This is a genomic window from Pseudomonas sp. S3_B08 (genome assembly GCF_054667725.1).
The window spans coordinates 4,316,110-4,336,053 of sequence record NZ_CP162750.1; the positions used below are offsets into that span (position 1 = coordinate 4,316,110).

The 19,944-nt window shown below is 58.5% G+C and carries 16 protein-coding genes and 2 pseudogenes; 9 read left to right on the forward strand and 9 right to left on the reverse strand.

The annotated features are described in order from the left end of the window. Positions 1 to 7: 7 nt before the first annotated feature. Positions 8 to 2,131, reverse strand: coding sequence for a putative bifunctional diguanylate cyclase/phosphodiesterase (locus AB4N73_RS19575; protein ID WP_041476777.1), 2,124 nt, complete (start codon positions 2,129 to 2,131; stop codon positions 8 to 10). A gap of 312 nt (positions 2,132 to 2,443) precedes the next feature. Between AB4N73_RS19575 and AB4N73_RS19580 the strand changes: the two genes are divergently transcribed. Further along, positions 2,444 to 3,112, forward strand: a complete 669-nt coding sequence (locus AB4N73_RS19580; protein ID WP_016772792.1) for a polysaccharide lyase family 7 protein — start codon at positions 2,444 to 2,446, stop codon at positions 3,110 to 3,112. Between the two features lie 43 nt (positions 3,113 to 3,155). On the opposite strand, the gene AB4N73_RS19585 is transcribed toward AB4N73_RS19580, so the two are convergent. Beyond that, a complete protein-coding gene (locus AB4N73_RS19585; RefSeq protein ID WP_056786210.1) occupies positions 3,156 to 4,127 on the reverse strand; it encodes an IS110 family RNA-guided transposase in 972 nt (323 codons plus the stop codon). Between the two features lie 603 nt (positions 4,128 to 4,730). Here AB4N73_RS19585 and AB4N73_RS19590 point away from each other — a divergent pair. From AB4N73_RS19590 to AB4N73_RS19605, 4 genes and pseudogenes are all read left to right on the forward strand, one after another. Beyond that, positions 4,731 to 5,056, forward strand: a pseudogene (locus AB4N73_RS19590) (DUF6124 family protein). 101 nt (positions 5,057 to 5,157) lie between these two features. Then, the gene (locus AB4N73_RS19595) at positions 5,158 to 5,409 is read left to right on the forward strand and encodes a helix-turn-helix domain-containing protein (RefSeq protein ID WP_056786493.1); all 252 of its coding nucleotides are present in this window, start codon (positions 5,158 to 5,160) and stop codon (positions 5,407 to 5,409) included. After that, positions 5,406 to 6,605 carry a type II toxin-antitoxin system HipA family toxin gene (locus AB4N73_RS19600; RefSeq protein ID WP_460142439.1) on the forward strand — a complete coding sequence of 400 codons (1,200 nt, stop codon included), beginning with the start codon at positions 5,406 to 5,408 and terminating at the stop codon, positions 6,603 to 6,605. Before AB4N73_RS19595 ends, AB4N73_RS19600 begins: the two co-directional genes overlap by 4 nt. A gap of 124 nt (positions 6,606 to 6,729) precedes the next feature. After that, a pseudogene (locus AB4N73_RS19605) lies at positions 6,730 to 7,326 on the forward strand (transposase); the annotation flags it as partial. Positions 7,327 to 8,059: 733 nt separating this feature from the next. On the opposite strand, the gene fba reads toward AB4N73_RS19605, so the two are convergent. The 6 genes from fba to tkt form a co-directional block, all read right to left on the reverse strand. Beyond that, positions 8,060 to 9,124, reverse strand: a complete 1,065-nt coding sequence (fba, locus tag AB4N73_RS19610; protein ID WP_008081027.1) for a class II fructose-bisphosphate aldolase — start codon at positions 9,122 to 9,124, stop codon at positions 8,060 to 8,062. A gap of 251 nt (positions 9,125 to 9,375) precedes the next feature. Then, on the reverse strand, positions 9,376 to 9,708 hold the full coding sequence (locus AB4N73_RS19615; protein ID WP_315434623.1) for an MliC family protein: 333 nt from the start codon (positions 9,706 to 9,708) through the stop codon (positions 9,376 to 9,378). A gap of 57 nt (positions 9,709 to 9,765) precedes the next feature. Further along, positions 9,766 to 9,987 carry a hypothetical protein gene (locus AB4N73_RS19620; protein ID WP_016772786.1) on the reverse strand — a complete coding sequence of 74 codons (222 nt, stop codon included), beginning with the start codon at positions 9,985 to 9,987 and terminating at the stop codon, positions 9,766 to 9,768. A gap of 34 nt (positions 9,988 to 10,021) precedes the next feature. Further along, positions 10,022 to 11,185 (reverse strand): phosphoglycerate kinase, encoded by a 1,164-nt coding sequence (locus AB4N73_RS19625; RefSeq protein WP_016772785.1) that lies wholly within the window; start codon positions 11,183 to 11,185, stop codon positions 10,022 to 10,024. Positions 11,186 to 11,197: 12 nt separating this feature from the next. Next, on the reverse strand, positions 11,198 to 12,250 hold the full coding sequence (gene epd / locus AB4N73_RS19630; protein ID WP_460142440.1) for an erythrose-4-phosphate dehydrogenase: 1,053 nt from the start codon (positions 12,248 to 12,250) through the stop codon (positions 11,198 to 11,200). Between the two features lie 151 nt (positions 12,251 to 12,401). Then, on the reverse strand, positions 12,402 to 14,399 hold the full coding sequence (gene tkt / locus AB4N73_RS19635; RefSeq protein ID WP_150743450.1) for a transketolase: 1,998 nt from the start codon (positions 14,397 to 14,399) through the stop codon (positions 12,402 to 12,404). A 259-nt stretch (positions 14,400 to 14,658) separates the two neighbouring features. Here tkt and AB4N73_RS19640 point away from each other — a divergent pair, with 259 nt between their 5' ends. From AB4N73_RS19640 to AB4N73_RS19655, 4 genes are all read left to right on the forward strand, one after another. Next, entirely contained in the window at positions 14,659 to 15,654 is a 996-nt protein-coding gene (locus AB4N73_RS19640) for an ArsR/SmtB family transcription factor (RefSeq protein ID WP_056786470.1), read from the forward strand. 18 nt (positions 15,655 to 15,672) lie between these two features. Continuing rightward, entirely contained in the window at positions 15,673 to 16,863 is a 1,191-nt protein-coding gene (gene metK / locus AB4N73_RS19645) for a methionine adenosyltransferase (RefSeq protein WP_024014624.1), read from the forward strand. Between the two features lie 221 nt (positions 16,864 to 17,084). Then, positions 17,085 to 18,761, forward strand: a complete 1,677-nt coding sequence (gene ligB, locus AB4N73_RS19650) for an NAD-dependent DNA ligase LigB (RefSeq protein WP_460142441.1) — start codon at positions 17,085 to 17,087, stop codon at positions 18,759 to 18,761. 97 nt (positions 18,762 to 18,858) lie between these two features. Then, the gene (locus tag AB4N73_RS19655) at positions 18,859 to 19,254 is read left to right on the forward strand and encodes a DUF1090 domain-containing protein (protein WP_016772779.1); all 396 of its coding nucleotides are present in this window, start codon (positions 18,859 to 18,861) and stop codon (positions 19,252 to 19,254) included. Between the two features lie 184 nt (positions 19,255 to 19,438). On the opposite strand, the gene AB4N73_RS19660 is transcribed toward AB4N73_RS19655, so the two are convergent. Next, the gene (locus AB4N73_RS19660; RefSeq protein ID WP_460142442.1) at positions 19,439 to 19,888 is read right to left on the reverse strand and encodes a c-type cytochrome; all 450 of its coding nucleotides are present in this window, start codon (positions 19,886 to 19,888) and stop codon (positions 19,439 to 19,441) included. Positions 19,889 to 19,944 lie beyond the last annotated feature (56 nt).

A 19,944-nucleotide genomic window follows, 5' to 3' on the forward strand; every position in this document is an offset into this window, starting at 1 on the left:
AGCGAATTCAACCGGGCAACGCGCTCCAGTCAAACGGTTCAACGAAGCTGACCGCGTCTTCGGCGATCAACGGCCGCGCGACGAGGAAGCCCTGCACGTATTCGCAGCCATGGGCTTGCAGCCACTGATATTGCTCGAGGGTTTCCACTCCTTCGGCAATCACCAGCAGACCGTATTGCTTGCACAGGTCGATGACCATGCGCACCAGCGCCGCATCCCGTGGCGAGTCCGGCAGGCGCGCGATCAAATGGCGGTCGAGCTTCAGCGTGTCCAGTTCCAGATCGCGCAGATGCGCCAGCGAGCACGGCCCCGAACCAAAATCATCCAGCGCCACGCGCACCCCGAGATGACGCAGTAGCCGCAGTTGCTTGCGGGTTTCGTCCGGGTCTTGCATCAACGCTTCTTCGGTGACTTCGACTTCCAGTTGCCGCGGTTGCAGCGCATGGCGTTCCATGACTTGACGCAACTCAGTGACCAGATTCGGCAGGCCGAACTGGGTATTGCTCAGGCTCACGCCGAGCACCAGATCTTCGGCGAACAAGGTTTCCCAGGCTTTGCGCTGACCGGCGCCACGGTGATAGATCCAGCTGCCGAGGCGACTGATCAAGCGCGCCTCTTCCAGCAATGGCAGAAACAACCCCGGCGGCACATCGCCGACGCTCGGATGCTGCCAGCGCAGCAACGCCTCGAACCCACGGATCTGTCCGCTGCCGATCGCCACCTGCGGCTGATAGACCAAATTGAAATCGCGATTCTCGATGGCCTCACGCACGCTGTCTTCCAGCATCAGACGCGAGCGTGCGCGGCCGTTCATTTCAGGGTCATAGAAACGATATTGCTGACGCCCGGCGCGCTTGGCCTCGTACATAGCGATGTCCGAGGCGCGCAGCAAACCGTCGAGATTGCGCCCGCAGTCGGGATAAGTGGCAATGCCGATACTGGCGCCAAGGACGATATCCAGACCTTCGATCTGCTGACACACCGATACCCGTTCGATGAGTTTTTCGGCAATCTTCGCCGCTTGCTCGGGAAACTCCAGATCCAGCAACGCGGTGAATTCATCGCCGCCCATGCGCGCGAGAATATCGAACGGCCGCAGGCACGCTTTCAATTGCTCGGAAACCCAGCGCAACACGCGATCGCCGGCATCGTGACCGAGGGAATCGTTGACCCGTTTGAAGCCGTCGAGATCGAGGTAGAGCAACACCCAACTGCTGTCGCTGCGTTCGCCGCGCAACAGCAGGTTTTCCACGGTCTGGTAGAACCCGCGCCGGTTGAGCAGCCCGGTCAGCGGATCGGTTACCGCCTGGAATTCCAGTTGCTGGTGCAAGTGACGCACCACCGACATGTCCAGCACCGTCACCACCATCGCATGCTGTTCCGAGGGCAGCGGTGCGCAGGACAAGGCCACCGGCACTTGCTGCCCAGGCGCGGTGCGCAACAACGCATCATGCAGGCGCAGGGTTTCCCCGCGTTGGTAGCCGGCGTAGAACTCGGAATCGGCCCACAGGGGAATGTGTGGCTTCTGCAGGAAATCGAGAAACTCCTTGCCTTCCAGATCCTTCACCGGCGCATTGAGCAGTCGCGAAATCGCCGGGTTGGCGAAGCGGATCACGCCGTCCTCGCTCAACACCAGAATGCCTTCGGCGGCGTTGTCCAGCACTGAGGCATTGAAGGCGCGCGCCACTTCCAGGTCATGACTCAGGCGTTGCAAGGCACGGCGATTGCGCTGGTGCTCGAGCAGCGCCTGGACCTTGGGCTTGAGGATTTGCGGATCGAACGGCTTGAACAGGTAATCCACCGCGCCGCTGGCATAGCCTTTGATCACGGCGTCCTGAGATTGCTCGTTGGCGGTGAGGAAAATGATCGGCGTCAGCCGCGTGCGCTGGCTGCCGCGCATCAAGCGCGCGACCTCGAAACCGTCCATGCCGGGCATCTGCACATCGAGCAGGACCAGGTCGATGTCGTGTTCGAGCAAAAGGTTCAGCGCCTCGAAACCCGAGGCGGCGGTCATCACGTGCCAATCCTGACGCTGCAGCAACGCGCGCATGCTGATCAGATTTTCGGGGTAATCATCGACGATCAAAAGGACCGAGCTGCCTTCACCTGGCTGGGGTTGCGCGCATTCCATGCTGCTTCTCTTATCGGGACCGGTTGCCGGCAAAACCATAGACGTACTGAGCCTTCACTCTAGACGCGGATCAGTGAAAGCAGAAGCTGTCATCCCGCCATCATTTAAACAATGCTCAACCCAGCCGACTAACGGTCACCGCTACAGCCCCCGAAAACCGGGCGGGATGGCATTTCGACAGGACTTTGACGTCAAGTAATCGCCAGGCGGGCATTAACAAAAATTGCCGCTACGCTTATAAAGACGCCCGAAAACGCGCGGGCTAGAGCTTCTGGCACCGGCGTTCCGGATGAATTGATTGGAAGAACCGTCATGATCGACCTCGCAACCTGGAACCTCAGCGTTCCTGTTGGCAGCCCGCCGTACACCGTCGAAACCTCAAAACTGGTGGATGGCTTCAAGGATCAGTACTTCCATTCCGACACCGGCACCCTGTTCTTCTGGTCCCCGGTGACTGGCTCGAAAACCGAAAACGCCATCTACCCGCGTACCGAACTGCGCGAAACCTACAGCAACGGCACCCTGCGCAACTGGTACTACCCGGACGCCGACAACCTGCTGCGCGCGACCCTCGCGGTGAACAAGGTGCCGAGCTCGGGCAAGATCGTCATCGGCCAGATCCACGCGTACGAAAGCCAGCGGCCGATGGTCAAGCTCGAATATCAGTACAAGGAAAAAACCCAGACCGGCAATCTGGTGATCAAAGTGCGCATGCGCCCGGACGACGCCGAAAGCCGCGTCATCACCCTCGCCACCGGCGTCAAGCTTGATCGCGAATTCAACTACCTCATCCACTTGAGCCCCGGCGGTGCCCTGGGCGTGAGTGCGGCGGGCTATCAGTGGGACTCCCAGATCAGCGCGACCTGGCGCGACAAGCCGCTGTACTTCAAGGCCGGCGTGTATGTGCAGGACAACACCGGGTACACCAGTGAAGGTGGACAGGTGACGTTTACCAAACTGGATATTGATCACGACAAGTAACCCATTTCGACATCGCAATCCCTTGTAGATACCGTCTTGAGCCTCACCGGGCAAGCGCAAGTTTCGGGTCATATGGCAGTCCTGACTTGAGCACTCCGTAAACGAAGTGCAGCAGCTTGCGCATTGCTGCGCAGATGATCTGCTTGGGGGCCTTGCCATTGGCTTCCAGGCGTTCTTTCATCGCCTTGATCGCCTTATTGTGTTTCAGCGCCACCATGCCAGGCATGTAAAGGCCTGCACGCAGCCGTGCTGACCCTACTCTTGAGATCAGGGTGTGACCTTTGAGCTTTCCTGATTCCTGCAGCTTTGGATTGAGCCCTGCAGCAGCGACCAGTTGGCGAGGATCACTGTATTTGCGCAAGTCACCCAGTTCGGCGAGCAATCGTTCAAGCGTTTTTTGTCCGATGCCGTCGATGGTTACGATGAGATCCCGCATCTGACGCATATCCGGGTCGTCATCGATGTGTTTTTTGATCGCCTTATGCGTTTCTACGATCTCTTTTTCGATATGGCGCAGAACGGAGTTGATCGAGTCTTTGACCTTTTCGTCGGAAACGTCCAGACGATTAAGCTCCATTTGTTCCATTTCCTGAAGGTCATCCAGGCGGCGCACCATTGCTTTTAACTGGCGGTATTTCAGCGGCTCAGGCGCCCATGGGTGAAGTTTTTGATCCTTTTCCCGGGCAAAGTCGGCGATCAGTTTGGCATCGCTTTTATCGGTCTTGATGCGGCGCAGTTCGCTGTCAGCGTACGCTTTGGTCGTAGCCGGGTTCACGACGCAGACCCGGAAGCCTTTGTTGTAAACGAATTCCGCGAGCTCCAAGTGGTAGACGCTGGTGGCTTCCATCACGATCAGGGCCGAACGCTCGGCGTTTTTTTCTAGCCACGCCTCAAACTCTTTAAAGCCCTTTGGATCGTTGGCCAGCTTGGCCTTGGTTTTGTGCTTGCCGTTGGGCTGGTGTGTAGCGATATCAAAGGTGTTCTTTGCGATGTCGACGCCAACGAAACCGGACATGATCGTTTCTCCACTTGTTCCCTGTTGCGATCATCACGTCACTCTGTCCAACCTTGCGAATGCGGGCTCTCGCCGCAGGCGGGCCCAAGATACCGTGCGAACTGTACGAGTGAGTGTGGAGGGCTGGAGCACGATCTACGTCACAGGCAAAAAGCCTAAGGAGCTGCGCGGCTTCCAAGTCCCTCCCTCGATGATCAGTCGAGAACTATCGCTCCTGACGGAGCGTTAGTCGAGATACAAGGAGCTGCCGAAGGCTGCGATCTTTTGATCTTGATGTTGGCGCCTCTTGGGACGCCGGGATCAAAATCAAAAGATCGCAGCCTTCGGCAGCTCCTACCTTTAAACAGCGTTGTTTATATCTGTCAGCAGTTACTTCCGGATGCCTACAACAGCTGATTCCCAGTGATCGGGTTTAGTAGCCCGTGGTTACGCGATGCGCACTGGCACCATTCAGTCGGGCATAACCCGCGCTTGATGGTAGCTGTACGCAGAGCGCCTTCGGGTGCGCCGGTCGCGTCTCCCCGGTCTACTAACCTGCGTTCAGCTGCCACCCTCTTCGTTTAGTAGCGATCCGGTGTCGGCTCCATTTACCGGAGACGAACCATGATCAAATCAACGCCGCACCCCAGAAACAGTCCCGCATCCCCCTACGAATCCCTTGATTCCAAAAAACTCAACGACGCCGCCGAACGCGCCCTCGACCATTACCTCAAACCGTCCGCCTTCATCATGGCCAGCACGCACAAACCCGATCCATGTACCTCGCCAACCCGAAGTACAACACTGAATCGCTGCTGGCAAACGCCAGCGAAACCCTGGGTTCAGCCAGCGAAATGCTCAACAACTTCGCCGCCATGCTCGACACCTCACACCGCAGGACTGCGCTAGGCATCGCGCAGGTGGTCATGCTCGTTGAACTGAAGGAATAGTCGTCCACAAAAAAGCCTCCCTCACCGCGGGTTTCTTGAGCCAAATAGATTAAATGTTCCGCATACGCTACATTGACATCAAAATGTGACGGTAGCGCAACATGGATTACTCTCTTTTAATTACCCGTCTCGGCATTCAATTACGTGAAAAACGTATAAATCGTGGCTTGACGCAGGCGCAGCTTGCCCATCTGGCGGGACTGACGCGATACAAAGTCATCGCAGTGGAGAAAGGCACCCTTTCTGTCGGCATGATCGCTTACGCGCGGGTTTTGGCTGCTTTGGACTGCGAACTCTCAGTGGTTCCAGCAACGATGCCAACCCTTGAAGAGATTGGAGATTTATTCGAATGAACATGGCCTCTCTTCAAGTCAGTACCCCTGAAGGTACTAGCGGAAGGCTTTGCAGCGATGCCGAGGATTTCACTTTTCGTTATCACGAAGATGCATCGCCACAAATGGCGATCAGCCTCCTGATGCCTGTACGGCATGACGAATTTCGTCGGCGCGAGTTGCACCCTGTTTTTCAAATGAACCTGCCAGAAGGCTACGTACTGGAGCAGTTGCGCAACCGCTTGGCCAAGACTGTGAACGTCAACCCAATGCTGCTACTGGCGCTTTCCGGCAGTACATCGCCCATTGGCAGGATTCACGTACGCTCTGAAACCGTTGATGCATTGTTGCAGGCGCAAGAATTTCCGGGAGAAAAACTCGAAGAGATCCTCACGTGGGATGGTACGGAAGATATCTTCGCTGAGATGCTTGATCGTTACCTCCTGCGGGCAGGCATTTCAGGTGTTCAACCCAAGTTGCTGGTGCCGGAGCGGCAAGAACCAGAGTTGCCGAGAGTGACATCCAAAACCTCGGATCTGATCATCAAGAGTGGAAGAGACGAATTCCCGGGCCTTGCGATCAACGAATTCCTTTGCATGTCCATGGCGAAAGAGGCGGGGATTCCCGTTCCACCGTTTTACCTTTCCGACAACGCCAAGCTGTTTGTCATGCGTCGATTTGATCACGACGACAGGCTCAACCCGATTGGGTTTGAAGACATGGCCGTGCTGATGGGGCTGTCGGCTAACCAGAAGTACAGCAAGAGTTATGCGGCAATCGCCAAGGCTGTTCGAGTGTTTTGCCCGGCGAAACACTTGCGTACGTCGCTTGATCAACTCTTCGCTAGCGTTGCCCTGAGCTGCATCGTCGGAAACGGCGACGCTCATTTGAAAAATTTCGGATTGCTCTACTCAGAACCGACGCAACGCGATGCGCATCTGGCGCCGGCTTACGACATCGTCAACACCACGGCCTATATTCCAGAAGATGTTCTGGCATTGGATCTGGCGGGCAACAAGTCAATGTTCGCCTCACGACAAGGACTCTTGGAGTTTGCTCGCACCTGTGAAATCGACCAACCCAAAGAGCGAATTCAAAACCTGCTTGCCTCGGTTGAAACGGTGCTCGGACGCTATCCTCAGTATCGCGAACACGCGCCTCATGTGGTCAACGCCATTGAGCGCGCGGCAGCGCCATTTTCTCTGACGTTTAGATAACTTCGTCATTGCGAGAAATTCCGCCCCCAAAAAACCCGCCTCTCCAGACTGTGTGAAAACCTAGCAATCTGCGCAGCGCTCAAAGAAAATGCTCCGTATCGAAAGATACGGAGCATTTTTCGTTATGGCCTACATCCAGGGACAGTCCCGCAGCCAGACCAGCCTGTTTCCGGTCTCGCTGGAAGAGTTGATCCCCGAGGATCACCTCGTTGGCGTTATCGATCTTCACGTCGCCAAGCTGGATCTGGCTCGACTGGGCTTTGATAAAGCACTTCCCAAAAGCACCGGCCGTCCCTCTTACGATCCAGCGGATCAGCTCATACTCTAGCTCTACGGCTATTTCCAGCGGAAATGGCTGATCTTTAAGCAGATCAGCAACAAAGGCCGGATCTACCAAGCGAAGGTCAGCGACTGCACAAGCTGCACGATTAAAGCGAAGTGCACCGACGCCAAACGCCGATACATCTCGCGCCATATGCACGAACAGGCTTTCCAGCGAATGGAGCAGCGAATGCAGGCGCATCCCGAAATGATGGTCAGCCGACGATCCATCGTCGAACATCCCTTTGGCAACCTTAAACAGTGGTTATTTGGTAACGCTCGCTTCTTGCTGCGACAGCTTGAAGGCGCGAGAGCTGAAATGGCCTTGGCGGTGAACGCCTACAACCTGAAAAGAGCAATTAACGTGTTGAGCGTGCGCCAGATGATGGCGCTGATGGGGCTGAAACGCCTTTTTTCGTCTGCTGTGAGCACAAAAGCAAACGCCCCGAACAAGTCGGGGCGTTTGCTGGAACCACCATCAGTGCGTTTTCACACAGTCTGTCTCGGCGGGTTTCCTTTTAATCAGTTCAACACCCAAGCTCAGTTAGTGGCTTAACTAACGAAGGATTTGATAAATACGCCTCTTCCCACAGTAGACATCGTAATATCTAAATGATCCGACTGTTATAGCCAATTGAGATTAAAGACTGTCAACTATTACAGGTTACGCGTATTTAAATAATCCTTAACATCAAAAACAAGCGATACAAGCACCAACTGTATCCCTTACAGCCAAACACCATCTCATCTACATGGAAGAAACCAACATGGCACAGAAAGCAACCATCGCTCCCCTTCAATATGCTCCCCCCCTTGGTCCACATCCCGCACTTTACGGAACTGGCGAGCCTAATTATTTTGTTGACGTTGCTGTTTCCAACACAGGCCAAGTCCTCGGAACAGGTCGTGTCGAGCCGGGTGGGCAATGGAGAGTCGAGTTAACAATCAAAACAGGTGAATGGATTCAGGTTCAAGCTCGATGCTATGCAACTAAAAACGCGCCGGTCTCAAATACAGAGTGGAGCGATCCCGTAAGCATCTACGGTTAGGATATAAAAAAGATTGAATTTCGTTCTGGCTACTTAATATAAATAAAGCCCGCATCACTGCGGGCTTCTTTCAAACACTTAAATTTAATTAACCTTGGCGTTCAACTCACCCTTCAAATAACGCTGGTACATCGCTTCCAGCGAGATCGGTTTGATCTTCGAGGCATTACCGGCAGTACCGAACGCTTCATAACGAGCGATACATACATCGCGCATTGCGGTCACGGTGGCGCCGAAGAATTTACGTGGGTCGAATTCGCTCGGGTTGGTGGCCATCAGGCGACGCATGGCGCCAGTGGAGGCCAGGCGCAGGTCGGTGTCGATGTTGACCTTGCGCACGCCGTGCTTGATGCCTTCGACGATCTCTTCAACCGGGACGCCGTAGGTTTCTTTGATGTCGCCGCCGTACTGGTTGATGATCGCCAGCCACTCTTGTGGCACGGAGGACGAACCGTGCATCACCAAGTGGGTGTTCGGGATGCGCTTGTGGATTTCCTTGATGCGGTCGATCGCCAGCACGTCGCCGGTTGGTGGCTTGGTGAACTTGTAGGCACCGTGGCTGGTGCCGATGGCGATGGCCAGGGCATCGACCTGGGTGCGCTTGACGAAGTCAGCGGCTTCTTCCGGGTCGGTCAGCATCTGGCTGTGATCCAGAACGCCTTCAGCGCCGATGCCGTCTTCTTCACCGGCCATACCGGTTTCCAGCGAACCCAGGCAACCCAGCTCGCCCTCTACCGAAACGCCGCAGGCGTGAGCCATGGCCACGGTTTGTTGGGTAACGCGGACGTTGTAGTCGTAGTCGGTCGGGGTCTTGCCGTCTTCGCCCAGCGAGCCGTCCATCATCACCGAGCTGAAGCCCAGTTGAATCGAGCGCTGGCAAACGTCAGGGCTGGTGCCATGGTCCTGGTGCATGCACACCGGGATGTGCGGAAATTCTTCGATCGCGGCCAGGATCAAGTGACGCAGGAACGGTGCGCCGGCGTATTTGCGGGCGCCGGCCGAAGCCTGGACGATCACCGGGGAGTCAGTCTTGTCAGCGGCTTCCATGATGGCGCGCATCTGCTCAAGGTTGTTGACGTTGAAGGCTGGAACGCCATAGCCGAACTCGGCTGCGTGGTCCAGCATCTGGCGCATGCTGATAAGTGCCATTGTGTGTGTCTCTCCCGGTTGAGGGTCGTTGATCGTGCCAGCCTGCCGGAGCGGCGGCGGCTATTCAAGTTAATGCAGATCGGGGGTTGAGGCCCGACCTGGTGATTCGGTAAAGCAAATTCCAAGAACTACACAGATCCCCTGTGGGAGCGAGCCTGCTCGCGAAAGCAATCTTGCAGTCGCTGATGCAGTGCCTGCCAGGCCGCTTTCGCGAGCAGGCTCGCTCCCACAGTAGAACTGTGGTGTGTCAATTACTGCGCCTTGCAACCACGGCCAATCAGGTCATTGGTGGCGACCCAGTACACCAGGCCTTCGTCACCCTTGACGTGAAACGCCAGCATGCCATCGCTGTACAGCGCGCCCGAGGCGCCCGGCTCTTCTTTCAGGCGATAGACCTGATCACCGCCGCCGAGGCGAACGTCGACTTCCTTCTGGCCGGCATCGGCGTAACGCCACAACACCTTGGCCTGACTGTCGCAGGTCCAGGTCGTCCAGTCGTCTGCCGGGGCCGACGACTGAAACAGGTTCAACTGCGCGCAACCACCCAACAATGTCAACGCCGCAACGGCGATCAAGCCTTTCATCCGTGTTCCTCGACTGACGACGCATGCCGCCAGCCCTGAGTTAAAGAGTCAGACCCGTCAAGGACAACCATGTTCCTTGACCGGGGTTTGCGTCTCGTATTTGTCCAGGCCGTCCGGCCCCGAGCGCTTGTTCAGCACCGGGTTGGTTTCGGCCTGCCAGTCGGCCTGATAACAGCCCTTCTGCGGCTCGCTCGGTGCTGGCGTGGCGTCAGCCTTCGGGGTGCTCCCGCAGGCCGCCAGCGTACCGGTCAGCAACAACAGCGCTAACGACTTGACCATATGAACACTCCTTTGCCTGGCCAAACGGGCGGCCTCAGGCCTTGGCCCGGCTTTCCAGGACTTCAACGGCCGGCAGCACCTTGCCCTCGACGAATTCGAGGAACGCGCCACCACCGGTGGAAATGTAAGAGATCTGCTCAGCCACGCCATATTTATCGATCGCCGCCAAGGTGTCGCCACCGCCCGCGATGGAGAATGCCGAGCTTTCGGCGATAGCCTGGGCCAGCACTTTGGTGCCGTTGCCGAACTGATCGAACTCGAACACACCAACCGGGCCGTTCCACAGAATGGTTTTCGACGACTTCAGCAGCTCGGCGAAATTGGCTGCAGTTTGCGGACCGATGTCGAGAATCATGTCGTCAGCCGCCACGTCAGCGATCAGCTTGACGGTCGCTTCAGCGCTTTCGGCAAATTCCTTGGCGACCACAACGTCAACCGGCAACGGTACGCTGACTTTGGCAGCGATTTCACGCGCGGTGTCGAGCAGGTCCGGTTCGTACAGCGACTTGCCGACCGGGTGACCAGCCGCCGCGAGGAAGGTGTTGGCGATGCCGCCGCCGACGATCAGTTGATCGCAGATCTGGCTCAGGCTGTTCAGCACGTCGAGTTTGGTCGACACCTTGGAGCCGGCAACGATGGCTGCCATTGGCTTGGCCGGCGCGCCGAGGGCTTTGCCCAGTGCATCCAGCTCAGCGGCCAGCAACGGGCCGGCGGCAGCGACTTTGGCGAACTTGGCTACACCATGGGTCGAACCCTCGGCGCGGTGAGCAGTACCGAAGGCGTCCATCACGAACACGTCGCAGAGGGCCGCGTATTGCTGCGCCAGGTCGTCGGCGTTCTTCTTCTCGCCCTTGTTGAAGCGTACGTTTTCAAACAGCACGATGTCGCCAGCCTTGACCTCAACGCCACCGAGGTAGTCAGCCACCAGCGGCACTTCACGGCCAAGCGCTTTGCTCAGGTAATCGGCGACAGGTTTCAGGCTGTTTTCGGCGGAGAATTCGCCTTCGGTAGGACGGCCCAGGTGCGAGCAGACCATCACTGCCGCGCCTTTTTCCAGGGCCAGCTTGATGGTCGGCAGCGAAGCCAGGATGCGCGCGTCGCTGGTGACAACACCGTCCTTGACGGGGACGTTGAGGTCTTCGCGGATCAATACGCGCTTACCTTGCAGATCGAGGTCGGACATCTTCAACACGGTCATGGGTCGCACTTCCTACGGTTTTTTTGAAGTTGCTGTTTGCAGATAGTGGTCTGCTACGTCCAGCATTCGGTTGGCAAAACCCCACTCGTTGTCGAACCAGGCCAGGATGTTCACCAGTTTGGGGCCGGAAACACGGGTCTGACTGGCATCGACGATGGCCGAATGTGGGTCATGGTTGAAATCACAGCTGGCGTGCGGCAACTCGGTGTAGGCCAAAAGGCCTTTGAGCGGGCCGCTGGTGGCGGCTTCGCGCAGGATCCGGTTGACCTCATTGGCGTCAGTCGCGGTGGCGGTCTGCATCGTGATGTCGAGGCAGGACACGTTGACTGTCGGCACGCGCACGGCTTTGGCCTGAATTCGCCCGGCAAGTTCCGGCAGCAGGCGCTCGATACCGCGTGCCAGACCAGTGGACACCGGGATCACCGACTGGAACGCCGAACGCGTGCGGCGCAGATCTTCGTGGTGATAGGCGTCGATCACTGGCTGATCGTTCATCGCCGAGTGAATGGTGGTGATCGACACGTAATCCAGACCGATCGCCTGATCGAGCAGACGCAGCAGCGGCACGCCGCAATTTGTCGTACAGGAGGCGTTGGACACCAGCAGCTCGTCGCCGGTCAGGCAGTCCTGATTGACGCCGTAGACGATGGTGGCGTCGACATCCGCTTCGCTGGCCATCGGCTGCGAGAACAGCACGCGCGGCGCGCCGGCAGCGAGAAATCGCTGGCCATCGGCACGGGTGTGGTAAGCGCCAGAGCACTCAAGCACCAGATCGACGCCCAGCGACGCCCAATCGATGCCTTCAGGGGTGGCACTGCGCAAGACCTTCACGCAGTCGCCATTGATATGCAGACAATCGCCTTCAACCCGCACTTCGCCGGGAAAACGGCCGTGGGTGGAGTCGAAGCGTGTCAGGTATTCGATGCTGGCCATATCGGCCAGATCGTTGATCGCGACAATTTCAAACCCGGCCTGCGCGCCGCGCTCGAACAACGCCCGCAAGACGCAACGACCAATGCGGCCGTAGCCGTTGAGTGCAACTTTGTAGGGACGCGGTTGAGGCATGGGGTTCTCGATTACCGTGGTGTATCAGGCAGTGCGATGTTGCCCGAACCAACGCTTTCGCGAGCAGGCTCGCTCCCACATTGGAATGCATTTCCCTGTGGGAGCGAGCCTGCTCGCGAAGGCGTCAGCCCGGACAACATAACTGTCAGATTTAGTCTTCCAGCAGCTCTTCAGCCTGACCGAGGATGTTTTCCAGGGTGAAGCCGAACTCTTCGAACAATGCCGAAGCCGGCGCCGACTCACCGTAGGTGGTCATGCCGATCACACGACCTTCCAGACCCACGTACTTGAACCAGAAATCGGCGTGGGCCGCTTCGATGGCGATACGCGCGCTGACCTGCAACGGCAGAACCGACTGCTTGTACTCCGCATCCTGAGCATCGAACGCGCTGGTGCAAGGCATCGAAACCACGCGAACCTTGCGGCCCTGCTCGGTCAGTTTGTCGAAGGCTTGAACCGCCAGACCGACTTCCGAACCGGTGGCGATCAGGATCAGCTCAGGCTCGCCTGCGCAATCCTTGAGCACATAACCACCACGGCTGATGTTGGCAATCTGGCCAGCGTCGCGTTCCTGGTGCTGCAGGTTCTGCCGGGAGAAGATCAGCGCCGACGGGCCGTCCTTGCGCTCCAGAGCGTTTTTCCAGGCCACTGCCGATTCCACGGCATCGGCTGGACGCCAGGTGTCGAGGTTCGGCGTGCTGCGCAGGCTGGTCAATTGCTCAATTGGCTGGTGCGTCGGGCCGTCTTCGCCCAGACCGATGGAGTCGTGGGTGTAGACGTGGATCACGCGCTTCTTCATCAAAGCCGACATGCGTACGGCGTTGCGCGCGTATTCCATGAACATCAGGAAGGTCGCGCCGTAAGGCACCAGACCGCCGTGCAGGGCGACGCCGTTCATGATCGCGGTCATGCCGAACTCGCGCACGCCGTAGTACATGTAGTTGCCGCTGGCGTCTTCAGCGCTGACGCCTTTGCAGCCTTTCCACAGGGTCAGGTTGGAGCCGGCGAGGTCAGCCGAACCGCCGAGCATTTCCGGCAGCAGCGGGCCGAAGGCGTTGAGAGTGTTCTGACTGGCTTTGCGGCTGGCGATAGTTTCGCCCTTGGCCGCGACTTCGGCGATGTAGGCCGAGGCTTTTTCCGAGAAGTCGGCCGGCAGTTCGCCGCTCAGACGACGGATCAGCTCGTTGGCTTCAGTCGGGAATGCAGCGGAGTAAGCGGCGAAACGCTGATCCCACTCGGCTTCGACCGCGCGGCCAGCTTCTTTGGCATCCCACTCGGCATAGATCTCGGCCGGGATTTCGAACGGGCCGTAGTTCCAGTTCAATGCCTGACGGGTCAGGGCGATTTCTGCGTCACCCAATGGGGCGCCGTGGCAATCTTCCTTGCCCTGCTTGTTCGGCGAACCGAAACCGATGGTGGTCTTGCAGCAGATCAGCGTCGGTTGAGCGCTCTTGCGTGCGGTTTCGATGGCGGTCTTGATCTCTTCCGGATCGTGGCCGTCGACGTTGCGGATCACCTGCCAGTTGTAGGCTTCGAAACGCTTCGGCGTGTCATCGGTGAACCAGCCTTCGACTTCACCGTCGATGGAAATGCCGTTGTCATCGTAGAAGGCAATCAGCTTGCCCAAGCCCAGCGTGCCGGCCAGGGAGGCGACTTCGTGGGAAATGCCTTCCATCATGCAGCCATCACCGAGGAACACGTAGGTGTGGTGGTCAACGATGTTGTGGCCGGGACGGTTGAACTGCGCGCCCATGACTTTTTCAGCCAGAGCGAAACCGACGGCGTTGGCCAGACCCTGACCCAGCGGGCCGGTGGTGGTTTCGACGCCCGGCGTGTAACCGAATTCCGGGTGGCCTGGAGTACGGCTGTGCAGTTGACGGAACTGCTTGAGGTCGTCGATCGACAGGTCGTAGCCGGTCAGGTGCAGCAGCGAGTAGATCAACATCGAGCCGTGGCCGTTGGACAGCACGAAGCGGTCACGGTCGGCGAACGACGGGTTGCTCGGGTTGTGCTTGAGGTAGTCGCGCCACAGCACTTCGGCAATATCTGCCATACCCATAGGGGCACCGGGATGGCCGCTGTTGGCTTTTTGCACGGCATCCATGCTGAGGGCACGAATGGCGTTGGCACGCTCACGACGGCTAGGCATCGCTGATCTCCTGGGTGTGAATAGACTGAAACGGAAAAAAGGAGGGCATTTTCCCTCACCCATGCGCCTCGGGGCAATGACAGATAGTCATCGGCAGGCGTTTTTCCAATCGATAGCACAGGTTTCGCTTGGTGAAACCTTTCCGCTATTCGTTTGTAGAGACTGCCGTCCGCCGAGAAGTGCCATTTATCGAGCAATATCAAAACTTTTTGATATTGACCTTGCGGTGCATTGCCCCCGTCTCTAGACTGCCAGCCCTATGAACTTACGCGTGCCTTCCATTCGCCATGACGATTGCGACGAGCTGGCGGCCCTGTGCAAGGCCGGCGGCGATCCGCTGCGGCTGAATGTATTGCGCGCGCTGGCCAACGATTCGTTTGGCGTGCTGGAGCTGGCGCAGATTTTCGGCATCGGCCAGTCGGGCATGAGCCATCACCTCAAGGTGCTGGCGCAAGCCGACCTGGTGGCGACACGCCGTGAGGGCAACGCAATTTTTTATCGTCGTGCCCTGCCCCACAGCGAATTGCTCGGCGGCAAGCTGCACGCGGCATTGCTGGAAGAAGTCGACAATCTGGATCTGCCCGATGAAGTGCAAGCACGCATCGAGCAGGTTCATGGTCAGCGTGCCGCCGCCAGCCGGGATTTTTTCGCCCGGGTCGCGGAGAAATTCCGTGCCCAGCAAGATTTGATCGCAGGCCTGCCGCAGTACCGTGACAGCGTGCTGGCCCTGCTCGACAAACTGAACTTCGATGGTGCAGCCACGGCCATTGAAGTCGGCCCCGGCGATGGTGCTTTTCTGCCGGAACTGGCCCGTCGTTTCGGCACCGTAACCGCGCTGGACAACAGCCCGGCGATGCTCGAACTGGCGCGTCAGGTGTGTGAACGTGAACAGCTGGCTAACGTCAGCCTGCAATTGGCCGATGCATTGAACGGCACAAGCCTCAAGGCCCATTGCGTAGTGTTGAACATGGTCCTGCACCATTTCGCCGCTCCGGCCGATGCGCTCAGGCACATGGCCGATCTGCTGCAACCGGGCGGTAGCCTGCTCGTGACAGAGTTATGTAGCCACAACCAGAGTTGGGCCAGGGAGGCCTGCGGTGATCTCTGGTTGGGGTTTGAACAGGACGATCTGGCCCGTTGGGCCACCGCTGCGGGACTCGTTCCCGGGGAAAGCCTCTATGTAGGCTTACGTAATGGTTTCCAGATCCAGGTTCGCCACTTTCAGCGACCGGCTGGCGACACTCACCATCGGTAAATTCAGGAAAACATCGAGATGAGCGAATACTCCCTCTTCACCTCCGAGTCCGTGTCTGAAGGACATCCGGACAAAATCGCCGACCAGATTTCCGATGCGGTGCTGGACGCCATTATTGCCCAGGACAAACACGCTCGCGTGGCCGTGGAAACCCTGGTCAAGACCGGCGTCGCCATCGTTGCTGGTGAAGTGACCACCAGCGCCTGGGTCGACCTGGAGCAGATCGTTCGTGACGTGATTTGCGACATTGGCTACACCAGCTCCGAAGTCGGCTTCGACGGCGCGACCTGCGGCGTGATGAACATCATCGGCAAGCAGTCCCCTGACATCAACCAGGGTGTCGACCGCGCCAAGCCTGAAGATCAGGGCGCCGGCGACCAGGGCCTGATGTTCGGTTACGCCAGCAACGAAACCGACGTTTTGATGCCAGCGCCGATCACCTTCTCGCACCAGCTGGTGCAGCGTCAGGCTGAAGCACGCAAGTCGGGCCTGCTGCCGTGGCTGCGTCCGGATGCCAAGTCGCAAGTGACCTGCCGTTACGAAGGCGGCAAGGTTGTCGGCATCGACGCTGTGGTTCTGTCGACCCAGCACAACCCGGAAGTGTCGTACAAAGACCTGCGCGAAGGCGTGATGGAGCTGATCGTCAAGCACGTACTGCCTGCCGAACTGCTGAGCAAGGACACCCAGTTCCACATCAACCCGACCGGCCAGTTCATCATTGGTGGCCCGGTAGGTGACTGCGGTCTGACCGGTCGCAAGATCATCGTCGACAGCTACGGCGGCATGGCCCGTCACGGCGGCGGCGCGTTCTCCGGCAAGGATCCATCGAAGGTTGACCGTTCGGCTGCCTACGCTGGCCGTTACGTAGCCAAGAACATCGTTGCGGCCGGCCTGGCCGAGCGTTGCGAGATCCAGGTTTCCTACGCGATCGGTGTGGCCCAGCCTACGTCGATCTCGCTGAACACCTTCGGCACCGGCAAGATCAGCGATGACAAGATCATCAAACTGGTGCGTGAAGTGTTCGACCTGCGTCCATACGCGATCACCACCATGCTCGACCTGCTGCACCCGATGTATCAGGAAACCGCAGCCTACGGCCACTTTGGTCGTGCGCCGCAGACCAAAACCGTTGGCGAAGACAGCTTCACCACGTTCACCTGGGAAAAAACCGACCGCGCCGACGCCCTGCGTTCCGCCGCTGGCCTGTAATACCCTGGCTGCAAGAAAGCCCCGCACGGTTCGCGCCGTGCGGGGCTTTTTCATGCCTGAAACATTCTTTAGATCCCTGTGGGAGCGAGCCTGCTCGCGAAGGCGCCCGCCCATGCAACGTCAATTCAGAATCCGGAAACACCTCGAAAAACACCCCCGGTAACGCATTTCGAATCCTCACCTACCCTTCAAATATTACCCCCGAGCAAGGACGCTCAACGATGCTCTTCACACTGCGCCTGTTGCTGGCCTTCCTGCTGGCACTCATCACCCTTGTCAGCCAAGCCAACTGTCCGAACTGGGATCGTTCCCAAGCCCAACGCGAAATCACCAGCCTGCAAAACCGGATCGACCAATGGGACGACGCCTATCACCGCGAAGGCCGTTCATTGATCAGCGACGAACTCTATGACCAGTCCCAACTGCGGCTGAAAGAATGGCAAGCCTGTTTCAACCAGCCCTCATCCCCGCAGCCGTTGCGCACCGCGTCCGGCACGGTCACCCACCCCATCGCCCACACTGGCCTGGACAAGCTGCACAAAGTCGAAGACCTCGCCCACTGGTTGCGTGATCGCCAGAACGTCTGGGTGCAACCCAAGGTCGACGGCGTGGCTGTCACGCTGATCTACCGCCAGGGGGTATTGCAGCAGGCGATCAGTCGCGGTGATGGGGTCAACGGCCAGGACTGGACAGCCTCCGCGCGCAGGATTGCAGCCATTCCGCAACGTTTGAGGCAGCCACGGGATCTGCTGGTACAGGGCGAACTCTATTGGCGCCTGAGCGCGCATGTTCAATCACAGTCCGGCAGCGTCAATGCCCGCGCCACCGTCGCGGGGCTGATGGGACGTAAAACACTCGATGTTGAACAGGCCGCCGGGATCGGCCTGTTTGTCTGGGACTGGCCGCAAGGTCCTGTGCGGCTGCCGGAAAGATTGTCCGAACTTCAGACATTGGGGTTCGCCACAACCGAGCCCTATACCCAGCCCGTCACCCGATTCGAAGACGCGCAAAAATGGCGCGAGCACTGGTATCGCTCGCCACTGCCCTTTGCCAGCGACGGCGTGGTGCTGCGCCAGAGCCAACGGCCACCCGCCGAACGCTGGCAGGCTCGCGCGCCGTATTGGGCGATCGCCTGGAAATACCCTTTCGCCCAGGCATTGGCCGAAGTGCGCAAGGTCAATTTCAAGATCGGCCGCACCGGGCGGATCACGCCGGTGCTGGAACTGCTGCCGGTCAGACTCGATGACCGCGAAATCAAACGGGTCAGCGTCAGCTCAATCAAGCGCTGGCAAACCCTCGACATCCGTCCCGGCGATCAGGTGGCAATCACTCTGGCCGGGCTGACCATTCCGCGCCTCGACAGTGTCGTGCTGCGCACCAGCGAACGGGCGGACATCAACATCCCCGATGCTGGCGACTACCACGCCCTGAGCTGCTGGCAACCGACGCCGGGGTGTGAAAGCCAGTTTCTCGCGCGTCTGACCTGGCTCAGTGGCAAGCAGGGCCTGGCCATGCAGCATGTCGGTCGCGGCACCTGGGAGAAACTTTTGGAAACAGGCCGTCTGAAACACCTGCTGGATTGGCTGACCCTCGATGCGTCAGAGCTTGCTAACATTGCCGGCCTCGGCGAGCGCAGCAGCGCACGCCTGATCCAGAGTTTTCACGGCGCGCGGCAACAGCCGCTTGCTCGATGGTTGAAAGCGCTGGGCATGCCGCCGACCGGACAGGCACAACTGGACGATTCGTGGCAGGCCTTGGCACAACGCGACACTGAACAATGGCAGGCAGAAGCCGGCATCGGCCCGGGACGCGCGGCGCAACTGAGCGCATTCTTTCGCGACCCGCAGGTACTGGCTTTGAGTGAAACCTTGAAAGCCGCCGGAATCGACGGCTTCTGAACCTGCAATCCCCGCCCGGCGGGAACCCAACGGCCGGCCAGACGCTCCAACAGCGCAGTGCCCTCCCACCCCGATTGCCTTTGCACATGGAGCTTTTATGAAATTTCTCGCACCGCTCGCCCTGCTTACTCTTTGCGGCGTCATGGCCGCCCCGGTCATGGCCGAAGAAGACGGCCCGGGCCTGACCGGTTGCGCTGCCAAGAAGCAGGGCATCATCAATCAGATCGAACAGGCCAAGTCGCGCGGCAACATGGAGCAGCAGGCAGGCCTGGAAACCGCACTGCGTGAAGTGAACGAACATTGCACCGATGCCGGGCTGAAGAAAGAACGTGAGAACAAGGTGCTTGAGGCCAAGCACGAAGTCAGCCAGCGTCAGGCGGACCTCGACAAGGCCATGAAGAAAGGCGATCCGGAGAAGATCAACAAGCGCAAGGAAAAGCTCGCCGAGTCGCGCAAGGAACTGCAGGAAGCGCTGGACGAGATCGATAAGTAACCGGAGCCCCTGTGGCGAGGGGATTTATCCCCGTCCGGCGGCGAGGCCGTCGCAAATTTGGCTAGTCGGGTCCGACTGAAAAAAACCGGTTGTATGGTTTTGGGGCTGCTTCGCAGCCCATCGGGGATAAATCCCCTCGCCACAAGGTACTCACTCGCCACAACGTACTCAGCAGCTTCAGGAATCAATGATCGCGAAACTCTTTATGGCAAGCACTGCAGGCATCCTCGACTTTCTGCACTGCCGGCCCAAGATTGCTGGCCTTGTACGGCTGAACCTGACTGGCGACCACCAATTCACCGGTAGCCGCTTCAAGGGCGCGGGCCAGTTCCTGAAAACGCGCCTGTTTCTGCCAGACATCGTCCTTGGCGCTGGTGTGATCTTGCTCGCGCACCTGCGGAAAATGCTTCCACGGCTCATGGGCCAACGCATCAAGTCTGACCGCACCTTCGGCAAATTTCGGCCCGTCGAAGGCAATGCGCCCACGCAACATGCCGCCGAGGTCTTCGCTGGTCTTGAGCATCTGCTTGAAGATGACCTTGCGCTGGCCCAGCGGCGAATTCGGGTCGACGCCGCCACAGGCGGACAAGGTCAGACAGGCCAGCAATACAACAGCAATTGGTTTCAGAGTCATGATGGCTTCAGGTCGCGGAAATCGGCGGCCAGTATCCTCGGCTCACCGCCAAACAC